The organism is Mucilaginibacter sp. P5_A6, from assembly GCF_056400585.1.
In genome coordinates this window covers 129,771-146,923 of the sequence record NZ_JBFUKZ010000009.1, presented here as the reverse complement: position 1 = coordinate 146,923, position 17,153 = coordinate 129,771, and the positions used below count along the sequence as shown (strand labels likewise).

At 44.3% G+C, this 17,153-nt stretch carries 15 protein-coding genes; 9 read left to right on the top strand and 6 right to left on the bottom strand.

Annotation, left to right across the window (positions count from 1 at the left end; all coding sequences use genetic code 11):
• The first annotated feature begins 71 nt into the window (after positions 1–71).
• The 5 genes from metE to AC1DO4_RS12440 all read left to right on the top strand — a co-directional run bounded on the left by metE (position 72) and on the right by AC1DO4_RS12440 (position 7,362).
• Positions 72–2,378 (top strand): 5-methyltetrahydropteroyltriglutamate--homocysteine S-methyltransferase, encoded by a 2,307-nt coding sequence (gene metE, locus AC1DO4_RS12460; protein WP_477416316.1) that lies wholly within the window; start codon positions 72–74, stop codon positions 2,376–2,378.
• Positions 2,379–2,435: 57 nt separating this feature from the next.
• Positions 2,436–3,440, top strand: coding sequence for a beta-ketoacyl-ACP synthase III (locus tag AC1DO4_RS12455; protein WP_477416197.1), 1,005 nt, complete (start codon positions 2,436–2,438; stop codon positions 3,438–3,440).
• A gap of 140 nt (positions 3,441–3,580) precedes the next feature.
• On the top strand, positions 3,581–3,967 hold the full coding sequence (locus AC1DO4_RS12450; RefSeq protein WP_477416195.1) for an acyl-CoA thioesterase: 387 nt from the start codon (positions 3,581–3,583) through the stop codon (positions 3,965–3,967).
• 96 nt (positions 3,968–4,063) lie between these two features.
• Positions 4,064–6,532, top strand: a complete 2,469-nt coding sequence (locus AC1DO4_RS12445) for a glycoside hydrolase family 95 protein (RefSeq protein WP_477416193.1) — start codon at positions 4,064–4,066, stop codon at positions 6,530–6,532.
• A 56-nt stretch (positions 6,533–6,588) separates the two neighbouring features.
• The gene (locus AC1DO4_RS12440; RefSeq protein ID WP_477416191.1) at positions 6,589–7,362 is read left to right on the top strand and encodes an SGNH/GDSL hydrolase family protein; all 774 of its coding nucleotides are present in this window, start codon (positions 6,589–6,591) and stop codon (positions 7,360–7,362) included.
• On the opposite strand, the gene AC1DO4_RS12435 is transcribed toward AC1DO4_RS12440, so the two are convergent.
• Entirely contained in the window at positions 7,363–7,791 is a 429-nt protein-coding gene (locus tag AC1DO4_RS12435; protein ID WP_477416189.1) for a VOC family protein, read from the bottom strand.
• A gap of 11 nt (positions 7,792–7,802) precedes the next feature.
• Positions 7,803–8,654 (bottom strand): YitT family protein, encoded by an 852-nt coding sequence (locus tag AC1DO4_RS12430; protein ID WP_477416187.1) that lies wholly within the window; start codon positions 8,652–8,654, stop codon positions 7,803–7,805.
• Positions 8,655–8,779: 125 nt separating this feature from the next.
• On the opposite strand from AC1DO4_RS12430, the gene AC1DO4_RS12425 reads away from it, so the two are divergent.
• Positions 8,780–9,253, top strand: coding sequence for a DUF4920 domain-containing protein (locus AC1DO4_RS12425; protein ID WP_477416185.1), 474 nt, complete (start codon positions 8,780–8,782; stop codon positions 9,251–9,253).
• Between the two features lie 364 nt (positions 9,254–9,617).
• Positions 9,618–10,337, top strand: a complete 720-nt coding sequence (aqpZ, locus tag AC1DO4_RS12420) for an aquaporin Z (protein WP_477416183.1) — start codon at positions 9,618–9,620, stop codon at positions 10,335–10,337.
• Between the two features lie 97 nt (positions 10,338–10,434).
• On the opposite strand, the gene AC1DO4_RS12415 is transcribed toward aqpZ, so the two are convergent.
• From AC1DO4_RS12415 to AC1DO4_RS12400, 4 genes are all read right to left on the bottom strand, one after another.
• Positions 10,435–11,691 carry an aspartate kinase gene (locus AC1DO4_RS12415; protein ID WP_477416181.1) on the bottom strand — a complete coding sequence of 419 codons (1,257 nt, stop codon included), beginning with the start codon at positions 11,689–11,691 and terminating at the stop codon, positions 10,435–10,437.
• Positions 11,692–12,498, bottom strand: coding sequence for a DUF3298 and DUF4163 domain-containing protein (locus AC1DO4_RS12410; protein WP_477416179.1), 807 nt, complete (start codon positions 12,496–12,498; stop codon positions 11,692–11,694).
• Positions 12,499–12,929: 431 nt separating this feature from the next.
• Positions 12,930–13,349, bottom strand: a complete 420-nt coding sequence (locus tag AC1DO4_RS12405) for an N-acetyltransferase family protein (protein WP_477416314.1) — start codon at positions 13,347–13,349, stop codon at positions 12,930–12,932.
• Positions 13,350–13,522: 173 nt separating this feature from the next.
• Entirely contained in the window at positions 13,523–14,212 is a 690-nt protein-coding gene (locus AC1DO4_RS12400) for a YggS family pyridoxal phosphate-dependent enzyme (RefSeq protein WP_477416177.1), read from the bottom strand.
• Positions 14,213–14,255: 43 nt separating this feature from the next.
• Between AC1DO4_RS12400 and AC1DO4_RS12395 the strand changes: the two genes are divergently transcribed.
• Both AC1DO4_RS12395 and AC1DO4_RS12390 read left to right on the top strand, forming a co-directional pair.
• The gene (locus AC1DO4_RS12395; protein ID WP_477416175.1) at positions 14,256–14,801 is read left to right on the top strand and encodes a DUF4296 domain-containing protein; all 546 of its coding nucleotides are present in this window, start codon (positions 14,256–14,258) and stop codon (positions 14,799–14,801) included.
• On the top strand, positions 14,782–17,148 hold the full coding sequence (locus tag AC1DO4_RS12390; RefSeq protein ID WP_477416173.1) for an endonuclease MutS2: 2,367 nt from the start codon (positions 14,782–14,784) through the stop codon (positions 17,146–17,148). The genes AC1DO4_RS12395 and AC1DO4_RS12390 overlap by 20 nt, the downstream gene beginning before the upstream one ends.
• Positions 17,149–17,153 lie beyond the last annotated feature (5 nt).

The following is a 17,153-nucleotide window of genomic DNA, read 5'->3' as shown; positions in this document are numbered from 1 at the left end:
TCCGAAAGCATACCGAAAACCGTAAGGAGCATTAATTCAAATTAATGTTTAACCAAAAAAGTTTTATGCGTATGCTCAAAAACAATTTAGGGTATCCTCGTGTAGGTGCCCACCGTGAACTCAAAAAGGCCAGTGAACAGTACTGGGCAGGTAAAATCAGCCGTGATGATCTTTTTGCCGTTGCCCGCACGCTCCGTTTGCAAAACTGGCAAACCCAGGTTGATACCGGTATCGACCTTATCCCCTGCAACGATTTCAGCTTTTATGACCAGGTGCTGGATACCTCGCTGATGCTGGGCAATATCCCCGAGCGTTATACCCCGGTTTTAACCCAAAACAAAGCCAATACCGAGATCGACCTGTATTTTGCCATGGCCCGCGGTTATCAAAAAGATGGCCTTGATGTTACCGCCATGGAAATGACCAAATGGTTTGATACCAATTACCATTACATTGTACCGGAGTTTGTACAGAACCAGCAATTCAGGCTCTTTAGCGAAAAGGTGTTTGATGAGTTTATACTTGCCAAACAACATACCCGCAACATACCAAAACCGGTATTGATCGGCCCGGTATCCTATCTTTTATTAGGTAAAGAAAAACAACCCGGTTTTGATAAGATCGACCTGGTTAAAAAACTGGTGCCTGTTTACATCGAGGTATTAAAAAGGCTGAAAAGCTATGGCGCCGAATGGGTACAGATAGATGAGCCTTTCCTGGCGCTTGATCTCAGCCCAAAAGAAAAAGAAGCTTATGCCTATGCTTATATGGAGATCAGCAAAAACTGCCCGGATATTAAAGTGCTGCTTACTACCTATTTTGAAAGCCTGCACGAGAATACCGAACTGGCTGTAACTTTGCCGGTAAGCGCCATTCATGTTGATTTGGTGCGTGCGCCGGATCAGCTGTACAAAGTGCTTTCGCTGATACCCGATAAGCTTAGCCTTTCGTTGGGTGTTGTAGATGGCCGCAACATCTGGAAAAACGACTATGTGCGCTCACTAACGCATATTAAAAAAGCAATTGCCGTATTGGGGAAAGATAGGGTGATGATAGCGCCAAGCTCTTCGTTACTGCATACACCATTTGATCTTGACCTGGAAACCGCCATCATTCCCGAAATAAAAAACTGGATGGCCTTTGCCAAACAGAAACTGAATGAAGTTAATGAGCTGGCCCTTATTATTGACGGCGATAACGAATTGCTGCACAATAACTTGCGTGCTACCTCCAGCCGCAATATTTCCAAACTTATTCATAAGCAGGAAATAAAACAACGTGTTGCTGGCATTACCGATGCTAATGCACGGCGTGGAAGCGGATTCATCACCCGCCAGAAAATACAGCAGCAACGCTTTAAATTACCACTGTACCCTACAACTACCATAGGATCGTTCCCGCAAACTGATGATATCCGCTCATTGAGGGCAAGGTTAAAAAAAGGTGAATTAACCATCGCGCAATATGATGCCGAAATAGAGAAAGCAACCATTGAAGCGATCCGGTGGCAGGAAGAGATAGGCCTTGATGTATTGGTACACGGCGAGTTTGAGCGCAACGATATGGTGGAATATTTTGGCGAACGTTTGGATGGTTTCCTGTTCACCAAAAACGGATGGGTACAAAGCTACGGCAGCCGCTGTGTAAAGCCACCGGTTATTTATGGCGATGTGAGCCGCCCGGCGGATATGACCGTTAGGTGGAGCAGTTTTGCGCAGCAAAACACCCAAAAACTAATGAAGGGCATGCTTACAGGCCCTGTAACTATATTACAATGGTCGTTTGTACGCGATGATCAGCCACGGTCCGAAACCACTAACCAGATAGCATTGGCCATCAGGGATGAAGTTGTGGCGCTGGAAGCGGCCGGCATCAAAGTGATTCAGATAGATGAGCCTGCCATAAGGGAAGGCTTGCCTTTGCGTAAAAAGGACTGGCAAAATTACCTCAACTGGGCAGTACGCGCATTCCGCATCTCGGCCAGCGGGGTAAAGGACGAAACCCAGATCCATACGCATATGTGCTATAGCGAGTTTAACGATATTATTGGCAACATTGCCGATATGGATGCGGATGTGATCACGATAGAAACCTCGCGCTCGCAAATGGAGCTGTTAGCGGCCTTTTCCGATTTTAAATATCCAAACGAGATTGGTCCGGGAGTGTATGATATCCATTCGCCGCGGGTACCCACGGTTGGCGAGATGGTAAGCCTGCTGGAGAAAGCATCAGAATTACTGCCGGCCGGTAATTTATGGGTTAACCCCGACTGCGGATTGAAGACCCGGAAATGGCCCGAAACACAGACCGCACTCATAAATATGGTACAGGCAGCGAAACAACTTCGTCAGTTAGTTGTAGAAACAATAGTATCCTGACCCGTTAAAACAGGCAATTTGTGTATAATTGCCTGTTTTTTCAGATTTTTTGCATTTATGAGATTAAAAAGTAACGCGGTTATAACAGGTGTTGGTGGTTTTGTTCCTGATAATATATTGAGTAATAGTGATTTAGAAAATATGGTTGATACTAACAGTGAGTGGATAGTATCAAGAACAGGAATAAAGGAAAGGAGGATTTTAAACGATCCGTTGCTTGCTACCTCAGATATGGCTACCTATGCCGTAAAAAACTTATTAGAAAATGCAGGTCTGGAACCAGGAGAAATTGACTGCTTAATAATTGCTACTTCAACCCCCGATCATATACTTTTATCAACTGCCAGCATTGTTTGCGATAAGCTGGGTTTAACCAATGCCTGGGCTACTGATGTTAACGCTGCCTGCAGCGGCTTTTTATATGCCTATACCATGGGCGCCAGTTTGGTTGAAAGCAACCGGTACAACAAAGTGATTGTGGTGGGTGCCGATCAAAACAGTGCTATCATCAACTATAAGGACCGCAATACCTGTATTCTGTTTGGTGATGGGGCCGGGGCCGTTTTGCTTGAACCAACTACCGAAGATGTTGGTTTGGTAGATAGTGTTTTTAAAACCGATGGACATGGCAGGGAATACCTGCTGGTTCCGGGTGGCGGCTCAAAAATTCCGGCTACAGCCGAGTCTGTTGCACAAAATCAGCATTTCATTCGCCAGGAGGGTAGGGTAGTATTTAAAGCTGCTATAAAAGGAATGACAGAAACCTGTACCGAGGTATTGAAACGCAACGACATGACAATAAATGATGTTGACTGGCTGATACCGCACCAGGCCAACTACAGGATCATCCATGCCGTAGGCGAAAACCTGGGCCTATCAGAAGATCGCGTTAAAGTAAATATCGATAGATACGGAAACACCACTGCTGCCACCATACCGCTTTGCCTTTGGGATTTTAAAGACGACTTTAAATACAACGATAACATGATATTTACCGCCTTTGGGGCAGGCTTTTCATGGGGCGCTACCCTGTTAAAATGGGGTAAGTTAAGAACAGCGTAAGCAACCAGAAAATATTAAATTACCGTCATTGCGAGATTACGAAGCAATCCCCTGCTTACAGAGCGGCTCTGCCAATTTGGGATTGCTTCGTACCTCGCAATGACGGTTTTTGTTAGGCTTAAGCCTTCAACACCATTATCATGACTACAGAAGAAAGAATCAAAGCATCAGAAACGCGGATCTTTAAAACCGTATTCCCTAATAATACCAACCATTACGATACGCTTTTTGGCGGCTCGGCAATGGCTATGATGGATGAAGTGGCTTTTATAACCGCTACCCGTTTTACCCGTAAAAGAATGGTAACCGTATCATCCGACAGGATAGATTTTAACAAACCCATCCCCTCAGGAACCATCATCGAACTGGTAGGCACTGTATCGCACATTGGTAATACCAGTATGAAAGTACTGGTAGAGATCTTTATTGAAGAGATGTACTCCTTTGTACGCGAGAAGGCCATCACAGGCACATTTACCTTTGTAGCTATTGATGAGCATAAGCACCCGGTAAAAGTTGTGGATTAACAGGGTAAGCCTTTAGTTAATAACGCTTATAACATTGCATATTTAAAGCCAATTAAGTTTTATAATTTAGCTGCTATAAACCTATACATCGGCTTTATGGATAAAAAATTAGCAACCTTATTGATTGCGCTGGCACCCCTGACGGCCTTTTGCCAGCAAAACTTAAAACTTTGGTATAAGCAACCCGCAAAAGTTTGGACAGAGGCCCTGCCATTAGGCAACGGACGACTGGGTGCTATGGTATTTGGCCGCGTAGGCCGCGAACTGATCCAACTAAACGAGGCCACCCTATGGACCGGCGGCCCTGTGCGTACCAACGTAAACCCTAAAGCTTATGACAATTTGCTGCTGGCAAGGGAAGCACTGCTAAAAAACGAAGATTATGCCCAGGCCAATGAGTATGCGAAAAAAATGCAGGGCTATTTCTCAGAATCCTATCTGCCGTTGGGCAATCTTACTATCACCCAGCAGCTGAAAGATACTATCCCGACAACCTACTATCGCGATTTGGATATCAGGAACGCCATTGCCACAACCCGTTACACAATCGATGGTGTAGAATATACCAGGCAGATCATTAGCTCGGCACCCGACCAGGTAATCATTATCCGTTTTACGGCAAGTAAAACAGGCCGGCTAAATTTCACCTTAGGTACCGGTAATGAGTTAAAATATCAGAACGTTGTTGTATCCAACAACCAAATTTTAATGAAAGGGCAAGCCCCATCACACCTGCAGCCCAGTTATGTCAACTTGAAAGATACGCTTGCCCTCAATGACAAACCCGGTTGCCGTGGAATGCGCTATGAATTACAGGTGAAAGCGGTTAATAAAGACGGAAAAGTAAGCGCCGATATTAACGGCATTACGGTGAAGAACGCTACTGATGTAACTATTTTTTTATCGGCGGCAACCAGCTTTAACGGCTTTGATAAATGCCCGGATAGCGAAGGTAAAGACGAGCACAAATTAGCAGCGGATTATTTAGATAAAGCCATAAAATATAACTGGCCGGAGTTATTGCAACATCATTATGCCGATTACCATAAATATTTTAACCGGGTATCATTTAACCTTGCAGCCCCTGCCGGTGACAAAAGCGCATTAGTACCAACAGATGAGCGCCTGTTTAACTATTCGGAAGGGGTTAAAGACCCTTTATTTGAAACATTGTACTTTCAGTTCGGCAGGTATTTGCTGATTTCATGCTCCCGCCCGGGCGGACCGGCGGCCAATTTGCAGGGCATCTGGAATAAGGAGATCCGACCGCCATGGAGCTCAAATTACACCACTAATATCAATGTGCAAATGAATTATTGGCCCGCCGAGGCGGCCAATCTGTCGGAAATGCAATTACCTTTTATAAACTTTATAAAAAACGCCGCAGTTACGGGTCAGGTTACAGCCAAAGAATTTTACCATACCCGGGGCTGGGCGGTGCACCATAACAGCGATATCTGGGCCTTATCAAACCCGGTTGGCGATTTAGGGCACGGCGACCCGATGTGGGCCAACTGGACAATGGGATCGCCATGGCTATCGCAGCATTTATGGTGGCATTACCAGTTTACAAAAGATAAGGCCTATCTCAGGAATACTGCTTATCCGCTCATGAAGGGCGCCACTCATTTTTGCATGGATTTTTTAGTTCCTTACAAAGGGTACCTGGTAACAGCTCCTTCGCTATCGCCAGAAAATAGTTTTATTGACGATAAAGGCAAACAAGGCACCGTATCTGTAGCCACTACCATGGATATAGCTATCATCTGGGATTTGTTTACCAACGTTATAGATGCCGCAGGTGAGTTAGGCACCGATAAGGCTTTTCGCGATTCGGTGGTTGCCTATCGCCAGCAATTGTACCCCTTACACATTGGTAAAAAAGGAAACCTGCAGGAATGGTATAAGGATTGGGAAGATACAGATCCGCACCATAGGCACGTATCACATTTATTCACCGTATTTCCCGGCCACGAGATCTCTCCTATCGAGACCCCGGAACTGGCGGCAGCGGCAAAAAAAACTTTGGAGCTTAGGGGAGATGCCGGCACGGGGTGGAGCCTGGCCTGGAAAATTAACTTTTGGGCACGATTGCTGGATGGCAACCATGCCTATAAAATGATACATTACCTGTTAAAACTCACCGGGTCGTCAAAAACCAATTATGCCAATGGCGGCGGTTCATATGCTAACCTTTTTGATGCCCACCCGCCGTTCCAGATAGATGGCAACTTTGGGGCATTATCTGGCATGTGCGAAATGCTGGTTCAAAGCCAATCGGGCGAGATTAGCCTGCTACCCGCCATCCCCGATGCCTGGGCCGAAGGAAATATCTCGGGCTTAAAAGCACGTGGCAATTTCGAGATAGCCATGAACTGGAAAAACAAGCAGATAGTTACCGCGTCGGTTTTATCGGTAACCGGTGGCACATGTAAACTGCGCACGCACGTACCGGTAAAAATTATCGGGCTACAAGCCCGGTCGGTTAAAACAGCTAACGGCTATTTAACCAGTTTTAATACTAAAAAAGGGATGTTGTATAAAATAACAGGCTCAAAAATTTAATCAGCTTTATCGAAACCAGAAACGGCAACTTACTTACCACTGAAACATACTGCGGAATGACCCAAAATAAAACGAACCAACGACGCGACTTTATAAAAAAGGCTGCCTTAACCGCATTAAGCACCATTGCCGTGCCTCATGTTTTTGCGGCGCCTTTATCAAACGTGTTTAAAGATGGCAGCAGTATCAAAACCATCCTTTTCCAGGGCGATTCGATAACCGATGGCGGGCGGTCATATGACAAGGATTGGAACCATATTATGGGCCAAAGTTTTCCATACCTCATATCAGCCAGGCTTTGGTTTGATCATCCCGATCAGCAAATGATGTTCTTAAATCGCGGCATCAGCGGCCATACTGTACGGGATTTGCAAGCCCGCTGGCAAAAAGACACGTTAGATTTAAAGCCTGACTTTCTGAGCATACTGATCGGTGTAAACGATGTGCACCACGTAATCCACAACAACAATGCAACTACCGTTGATCAGTTTAGGGACGACTACGATGCCCTGCTTAATCAAACTAAAGCAGCGCTACCCGATATTAAACTTGTGATTTGCGAGCCGTTTATTTTGCCTGTTGGCCAGGTGAATAGCAATTTAAAACGCTGGCAGGATGAAATAACTCCGCGACAGTTGGTGGCTAAACAACTGGCGCAAAAATACAATGCCGTTTTTGTTCCTTTGCAGGCCATCTTTAATGCGGCGCTCAAAAAAGCACCCGCCGTGTCCTGGACCTGGGACGGTGTACATCCAATGCCTGCCGGGCACGAATTGATAGCCAGGGAATGGATTAAAGCTGTGAAAAAGAATTACGGCTTTCCCGGATAATTATACCGCAAACAATTGCCCCATATCTTTAAAAGCCTTAAACTCCAGCGCGTTTCCCGAAGGATCAAGAAGAAACATGGTAGCTTGTTCGCCGGGCAGGCCTTTAAAGCGGATGTAGGGCTCAATTACAAATTTAACGTTATGCTTTTTTAGCCTGGTTTCCAGGCTGGTCCAGTCGTCCCATTCCAGTACAACGCCAAAGTGCGGCACAGGTACATCATGCCCGTCTACAGGGTTAAAATGGTGTTTAGCCGCTGTTGCCGGTTTAGGTTTCAGGTGGATCACAAACTGGTGGCCGTATAAGTTAAAGTCGGTCCAGTTGGTATCGCTTCGTCCTTCGCTGCAGCCCAACACTTCACAATAGAATTTGCGTGCTTCTTCCAGGTCATAAACCGGTACTGCAACATGAAAAGGGGTTAGTTTGCTCATATGGATCAATATTAATGAAGCCCTTTGCGTTTTAGTAATCCGCCGGTGGTATCTTCCACACTTTGCTGAACAATGAATGCTTTAGGATCAATGCGCAGGATGGTTTGTTTTAATGAAGGGATCTCTAAACGGGTAGCTACGGTGAAAACAATATCGCGCGGATCATTCACATGGCCATCTTTACCGTAACCGCTTTTGCCCTGGTAAATAGTTACACCACGGCCAAGAGTAATGGTAATAGCCCGGCGGATAGCCTCGCTATGGGTAGATATAACCGTAATGCCCGAGTATTGCTCAATACCATTCAATATAAAATCTATCATTTTGGCGGCAGCCATATAGGTTAGTATGGAGTACATGGCACGTTCAACACCCAGGAAAGATGCCGCCAGGCCAAAAATTAATACATTGAGCAGCAAAATAAAATCACTCACCTTAAGTAACTGTGTTTTTTTACTCACCAGCACAGCCGCCACTTCGGTACCATCAAGTACAGCTCCGCTGCGTATGGCCAGGCCGCTGCCGGTGCCTATAAATACCCCGCCAAATATGGCGGTAAGTAACTTATCGTGCGTAACATCCGGAAATTTGATGACCGCGAGGCAAATAGCCAATAAGCCAATAGCCAATGTGCTTTTTAAGGCAAACTGGAACCCCAGTTTTTTATAACCCAGCCATAAAAAAGGAACATTGATAACAAAAATAAGTGCCGAAATAGGGATCGGCGACAAATCGGCGATAAGCATAGATACACCTGTTACCCCGCCATCAATAAAATGGCTGGATAATAAAAAGCCTTTGAGGCCAAACCCGGCCGATAAAATTCCTATCCCGATAGTTGTTGAGTCTTTGATGATCTTCATTGCCTTCATGCCCAAATATAATTTATCCCGGCTAAAAACGGGCATATAAATCCCGCCGGATGCAGGCAAAAGGCCGTTTTGTTTGTTATTTTTGTAACTATCACTTAATTTATTACATTAAAACCATGAAAGCACTCACCCTTTTAACAGCCGCATTATTCATCTCTGTTATAAGTTTTGCCCAAACAAAAATTACCCCGGCGGCACCCGGCGTAACTTATGGCAAAGCTATCACTGCCGATGAAGCTATAGATGTTACCACCCTTAATGCTGCTTTAACCACAGATTCTGTTTATAATGGAAGGGTGACTGGCAAGGTGGTTGAGGTTTGCACCAAAAAAGGGTGCTTTATGAAAATTGCCCGCCAAACCGGCAACCCAATAATGGTAAGGTTTACAGACTATGCCTACTTTATGCCACAAAATATTGTTGGCAAAACGGTGGTTGTTGAAGGTAAGGCCAATGTGAATGAAACATCGGTAGCCAAACTGCAGCACTACGCTGCTGATGCAGGCAAAAGCAAAAACGAGATAGCAAAGATCACCCTGCCAAAAAAGGATATCGAAATTATGGCTGACGGGGTTTTGGTGGTGGATTAAGGATGCTATGTTTATTCAATTAACCCAACAACGTCCACAACTCCATTGAGTTGTAAAATCCAAGGAGGCTCTGAAGGAGAAATCGCGTTGCTAAAAGGGTTGTCATGCTGAGCCTGTCGAAGCATAGCGGGCAAAGGCCTCTCCGCACGAGTCTTCGACAGACTGACAGGCCTTCGCCTTGAAAATTGAATACGTTATCGGTAGCCTACCGAAGCATAGGGGCAAAGGCTATTACCATCCACGCAGCATTCCTGCTGATCAATTTAATCCGAAAACGATTAATAATCTAATTTTAAGGAAAATATCTTTATTTTTTTTATGCTTTACGAATATTTTAAGGCATTTTTATTAAAAATATCAAAACATGGAAAATAATAACTATCACAAATTCTTAGCAGAATTTATTGGAACAATGGTGCTTGTTTTAATGGGTTGCGGCAGCGCCGTAATAGCGGGGGCCAACGGAACAACCGGAGTTGGGCTTTTGGGTATTTCTTTTGCTTTCGGGTTATCGGTAGTGGCTATGGCCTATGCTATAGGTCACATTTCTGGCTGTCATATTAACCCGGCAATAACTATTGGTATGGTAGTGGCCGGAAGAATGAAAGCCAAAGAAAGCTTTGGTTACATTATTGCCCAGGTTTTAGGAGCCATAGCAGGTGCGGGTATTTTATTCCTTATTGCAAGTGGTAAGCCGGGTTTTGATATTGCAAACGGGTTGGGCCAAAACGGCTATGATATGGCATCGCCGCAAAAATACTCACTGCTATCGGGTTTTATTGCCGAAACGGTTTTTACAGCCATATTCCTGCTGGTGATTTTTGGCTCCACCTCAACAAAAAACATTCATGGTGGTTTTGCCGGTTTGGCTATAGGCTTAAGCCTGGTATTAATTCACATAGTTGGTATACCTGTAACAGGGGTTTCTGTTAATCCTGCCAGAAGTATAGGGCCGGCAATATTTGCAGGCGGAGTTGCAATTTCGCAATTATGGCTTTTTATAGCTGCCCCGATTTTAGGAAGCATAATAGCCGCAGTTGTTTGGCGGTATTTTGTCGAAAAAACAGATGATTTAAAAGCCTGATGAGTGTATAGCTTATACAGGGGGATTATCAGGACTAAACTTGCGAAGCTTTAAAAGCTTCGTAAGTTTCTATACGTTATTTTTAGCAAAAACTTTCCTACTTCACCACCATCTGCGCCGTATTCCTGCTTAGTTGCTCCAGTAACACCGTTTTACCGGCTATTAATTCTTTCAACGAATTTTGGTTGTAATGCCTTATGGTGATTAATGTTAAGCCGCTGTTATATTTTACTTTAAACTCCTGTTGCAGGTTGGTTAATAGCTTTTCGAAGCGTTCTTCATAAAAATCAAAACAAACCGAAAAGCTAAGGGCCGATGTTTGCATTACATTCACTTTTACCTGGCTTTGGGCAAACAGGCGAAAGATCTCGCTCAAATGGTCTTCGGTAATAAAGGAATAATCCTTTGTTGAGACAGACAAAAGTACCTGGTTTTGTTTTAGTATGATGACTGGCTTTTCAAACCTATTTACACCATCTTCTTTAATCACCGTTCCGGGAGCGCCGGGGTCGGTAAAGGGTTTTACCAGCAGTGGTATATTGGCGTTTTGCAGCGGTTTGATAGTTTTAGGGTGGATAACGCTTGCGCCGTAATAGGTCATTTCGATGGCTTCGGTGTAAGATAATTCATCAAATTTTACGGTATCGGGGAAATATTTGGGGTCGGCATTGAGGATACCGGGCACGTCTTTCCAGGTGGTTACCGATTCGGCGCTCAAACACGCCGCAAATATGGATGCGGTATAGTCAGATCCCTCCCTACCTAAAGTGGTGGTGAAGTTTTCGGATGTGCCACCTAAAAAGCCCTGCGTTACCACGATGCCTTTAGTCAGCATGGAAGGGATATCAGCGCTGATGCTTGCCCGGGTTTTATCCCATTGCACTATGCCTTCTCGGTAGGTATTATCGGTATGGATATAACTGCGTACATCAAGCCACTGGCTTTTTATGCCGGCCTTATTTAAATACGCGGTAACAATGCGGGTAGATACCAACTCGCCTATGGATACAATCTGGTCGTAAATAAAATCATAGCTATCTTGCGGTTCGTCTTCAATGGCCCAATCAATCTCCACAAAAGTATTGGCGATATCATCAAATACCGGGTGACCGGCTTCAAACAAACTGTGTAAAATATCAAAATGGTATTGTTTGATATCATCAAAAATTTCATGCATATCATCAGCATGTTCTATATAGGCTTTGGTAAGCTTTTCGAGCGCGTTGGTGGTTTTGCCCATAGCTGATACCACAATGAGCAATTGCTCGCCTTCATATTTTTTAACAACACTGGCCAAATTAATGATACCATCGGCATCCTTAACCGATGCCCCTCCGAATTTAAATACAAGCATTTATTTAATATATTGACTAATTACGGTATTTGGCCGTAGTAAATGTTTAATGGATGAGTAGGGGATAAACAGGCCGGTGATACCTGCAGCATAAGGTTTAATCTCGTACTGGTTGTATAAGAACCTGATACCTATAGGTGTAACCGAAAAATTATTATTGAGCGCGAATTTGCCATCTTTAAAAAAATAATCGCGGGCCAGCGATGCTGTATCGCTGAGTTTTTCATTCTTCCTGAAGATCTTTTCGGCAACAGCATTAAGCTCATCATCATAACCGGCAGCAAAAATATCATCAAGCGTAAGCTTCTTTTTGGCCTTAATATCCCAGTTTACAAAGGTGGTTAACGAACTGCCGTGCGCGCCGCCCTGGAAAATATAACCACCAATTTCAAGCGTTGTAAGGCTCGAATCCTGGTAAATTACTTTTGCATAACTATTCAGCGTGTAAAACATGGCCGACTTTGGGTCGCTGTTCCTGAAATCAGTATATGACCGCAGGAAATTTTTGGTCATTTGCTCAATAGAGCTGTCGGCCTTCTTATCTACAGGAAATAAGTTGGCAAGGTTGATGGTAATTAAATTATTTAATGTTTTGGCACTATCAAAAACCGGGTAACTGATTTTCACTATGGTACAACCATTATCGGGCTTGCTGCCGCAATCTGCCGCACGCTCATGAATGATTTTGTAGGTGTAGGTAAGCGTATCCTTTACCGTTTCATCCATTTTTTTTGGCGGAACACCCCACTGGCACGATGCAAATGCAAAAACAACAAAAATAAAACAGGGCCTAATGATATTTTTCATGTATAAGCTGTTTAAATTTAAATAACCCACGTCATTGCGAGGTACGAAGCAATCCCCGCCTTACAGAGTAACTATGCAAATGCGATCTGCATAGTCTGAGATTGCTTCGTACCTCGCAATGACGTGTTAGGTTTATGCCTGGCATCGCCTCTGTATACTCGCAACGACTCACCCCAGCTACGCTACGCTGGCCGACCCTCTCTTCAACTTCGTTGGAAAGAGGGTTGAGAAATTTTTTAGCCCCTCTATGCGCGAAGCGGAGAGAGGGGCAGACGAGCGCAGCGATGTCGGGGTGAGTCGACTATCCGCCATGCAAAAACGTCATTCCCTCCTTCGGAGTTCCGGGATTTTAGCTCTTATAATGACGTGTTGTAGAATCCCAGACTTACGAAGTTTGTTAAACTTCGTAAGTCTTTCGCCATTTCAAACAACTAAAAATTCTGAAGCTGTTCTTTTGATAACGATGCGTTAAGCCATCCGGCTTCAATAGTAGCTCCGTACTTGTTGTAAAAGTTAATAGCCGGTTCGTTCCAGTCCAAAACCTGCCAAACCATGCCGCTAAAGCCCAGTTCTTTGGCTTCCCGGATCAAACGATCAAACAATAGCCTGCCGATTTTTTTGCCACGATATTCCTCGGTCACAACCAGGTCTTCCAGGTACATGCGATTACCTTTCCAGGTAGAGTAGCGGATATAATAAACCGCGAAGCCTACAATTACCCCGTCGACCTCGGCGACAAAAGCCTTCCATACCGGGTTATCGCCAAAACCGGCATTTATAAATTCATCTAAAGTAACGGTAACCTCCTCCGGCGCCTTTTCATACAGAGCCAGCTCATTTACCAGTTCCATCAGGCGCGGGCAATCTTCAATAGTGGCAACGCGAAGTTCAGCCCCCCCCGCCCCCTGAAGGGGGAGCTTTTGATTGGTTTGGTTTGTTATTTGATCGTTTTCCAATTCTGTAAATTTCTTAATTCTGTTAATCACGATGCACTATGCACTATTCACCACTCACTACTCACCACTCAGTTATTCTTCCAATGCTTTATCACCCGGGTACCAAAAATTGTGCTGCCCAGGCGCACCATGTTGCTGCCCTGTTCAATGGCAAGTTTATAATCGGCCGACATGCCCATCGATAAAATGTTAAAACTATCATCTTTTCTGAAATAGCTCACCTTAATTCCGTCGAAAAAGGTCTTCAGTTCGTAATATTCGTCTTTTACCTGCTTTTCATTATCAGTATTGGTGGCAATGCCCATTAAACCGCGGATGCGGATGTTTTTGAAGGTGGCAAATTCTTCTGATCTCAGCAGTTCGATGGCTTCATCAAAACCCAGCCCAAACTTGGTTTCTTCATCGGCAATGTAAATTTGCAGCAGGCAATCAATTACCCGGTTTGCCTTTAGGGCATGCTTGTTTATTTCCTGGAGCAGCTTAATGCTATCAACAGACTGTATCATGCTCACAAATGGGGCAATGTACTTTACCTTGTTGCTTTGCAGGTGCCCTATCAGGTGCCATTCAATATCTTTAGGTAATTGCTCGTGTTTTTCAACCAGTTCCTGTACCTGGTTTTCGCCAAATAAACGCTGCCCGGCGTCGTAGGCTTGCTGCAGGTCGGCGGCTGGTTTTGTTTTTGATACAGCTAACAATATAACCTTGTTGGCCTCCGTTTCTTTTTTTAAGCTTTTGATGTTATCTGCAATGCTCATTTATCCGTAAATTTGCTTAATTAATCAGCCGCTAAATTACAGAATGCATAAATATTTAATCTTGTTTTTTTCAGTTACGCTTTTTTGGTGCGGTTGTAAAAGCGATAGTGTCCCCAATAAATTTATTCAGCCCAATGTTATGGCACGTTTGCTGGTGCAAATTCACGTGGTAGATGGCTCATTATACAATAACACACAAGTGCCAGATAGTTTGTATAAATATGGCATGGGCAAATACCTGGCTGTATTTAAAAAATTCGGTACCGATTCGGCACAGTTCAGGAAAAGTATGGATTATTACAGCGAAGAGCCTGATAAGTTAATGGCCATATATGATAAGGTTGATCTGCAGATTAAAGCCCTTAGCGATTCGGTAAACCGGGTTCAAACCCAAAAGAACGCTGCCGTTCGCAAAGCCGATTCATTAAAGAGCGATTCTGCCAGGAAAGCGAATCTAAAACCAAAAACTGCTATTCAAAAGGCCGATTCAGTTAAAGACGCAAAAGCAAAACAGCGGATCCTATTAAAAATAGATTCTTTTAAAAAGTTAAAACATAGACCAAAACCTAATGCTGTACCCATTAAATAGTGTTGATAAGCTTGGGTTTACCGAAGTTAAGGAATTAATAAAAGCACATTGCCTGAGTGATATGGGCCGGCAAATGGTCGATAAGATCCAGGTGATGAGCAATTTTGACCAGATAGCCAAATTTTTAAGCCAGGCAAACGAGTTTAAAAATATCCTGGTAAATGATGCCGCCCTGCCTATTCATCATTTTTTCGATATCAAGTCGCTCGCCAATAAAGCCCGTATTGAGGGTGTTTTTTTAAGCGAGGAGGAATTTTACCAGGTGCAGGCCTCGCTGCAAACGGTGTTTGCCGTTATTGCTTATTTTAGCGAACGCGAAGGATTATACCCCAACCTGGAGGCGCTGTTTGAGCACCTGCCTATAGAAAAAGCCATTCTTAAAAAGATAGATTTAGTTATTGATGCCAAGGGAAAAATAAGGCCTAATGCATCCCGCGATCTGTTAGAAATAACATCGGGCATTGCCAAAGCCGAGCAGGAAGCACGTAAAAAGATTGACCAGATTTTTAAAAATGCCTCATCCAGCGGGTGGACGGCGGATGGCTCGCTAACTGTACGAGATGGCAGATTGTGTATCCCGTTGCTGGCCGAAAACAAGCGCAAGCTCAAAGGCTTTATTCATGATGAGTCTGCATCGGGCCAAACGGTTTACATGGAGCCCGAAGAGGTGTTTACCCTTAATAATCGTGTGCGCGACCTTGAATTTGAACGTCGCCGCGAGATAGTAAAAATATTAACCGCCTTAACAACCGAATTGCGGCCTTATGCGCCGTTATTATTATCATACCACAGCCTGTTAACCAAACTTGATTTTGTGCGCGCCAAGGCCTTGTTTGCCATTGATGTAGAGGGCGAAATGCCGCAAGTGGTGAACGAGCCCAGGCTTAAATTATTTAATGCCCGGCATCCGTTGCTGTTCCTCAACTTTAAAAAGGAGCAAAAAGTAGTTGTGCCGCTAAATGTACAAATTGATGAGGGTACCCGTATTATTGTAGTATCGGGTCCCAACGCGGGTGGTAAATCTGTTTGTATGAAAACGGTTGGCCTGTTGCAAATGATGGTACAGGCGGGCTTATTGATCCCCGCAGCCGAAGCCAGCGTGGTAGGTGTGTTTAAGCAGTTGTTTGTTGATATTGGCGATGACCAGTCAATTGAAAGTGACCTGAGCACTTACAGCGCCCATCTATCTAAAATGAAAAATTTTGTGGAGCAGGCTAATGGTAAAACCCTGGTGCTGATAGATGAGTTTGGTACCGGTACCGACCCGCAATTTGGCGGCCCGATTGCCGAAGCTGTGCTGGAATCGCTCAACCATAAAAAGGTGAAGGGTATGGTAACCACCCACTACTCCAACCTTAAAATATTTGCCAGCAATACCGAAGGGATTGAGAATGCATCGATGCTGTTTAACAATGTGGAGATGAAGCCGCTTTACCGGCTTGAGGTTGGTAAGCCCGGCAGCTCATACGCCTTTGAGATAGCCCAAAAGATTGGCTTGCCCGCAAATGTGCTTAACCTTGCCAAAAACAAAATAAGCGAGGGACAGAAAAAGGTTGATACCCTGCTGGTTGACCTTGAACGCGAAAAACGCGAGATATTTGAGACCAAACAAAAGCTGGATAAACAGCAACGCCGCGTAAGCGAGCTGCAGGCCGAGAATGAAAAGCTGAAAAGCTATCTTGAAGAAAATAAAAAAGCGTTAATAAGGGATGCAAAAGACCAGGCTAAAAATATAATCCTGAATGCCAATAAGCTGGTTGAAAATACCATATCCGAAATAAAAAGCAGCAATGCCGATAAGGAAACCACCCGCAACCTGCGCGAGAACCTGAATATAGAACTTAAAAAGAATACCGTTAAAGTTGAGCCTGCAAAACCAAACCCGGCAACTGTTGAAGAGGAACTGAAGCCCGGCGATTGGGTAAAACTAATTGATTCTGAAACCACAGGCCAGGTGATTGAACTGATAAAGGATAACGTGGTAATTGCCATTGGTGATTTGCGTACGGTGGCCAAAAAGAAGCGAGTGGAAAAAGTGAGCAAATCATCAGTGCCTAAAGAGGTGAGGCGCACCATGAATTCGCATACCAGCGACTTTGCTAATTTTAGTCCGGAGATTGATGTACGCGGCCAGCGTACCGAAGATGCCCTGCACGCCATTGAAAAGCTGTTTGACCGCGCCCTGATGATGGGTTTTAATAGCCTGAAGATAATTCATGGCAAGGGTGATGGGATTTTACGCAAAATGATAAGGCAATACCTTAAAAAGTACGATCAGGTTGACCGCATGGAGGATGAGCATGCCGATAGAGGCGGAGATGGAATAACTTATGTATATTTAAAATAAAAAAA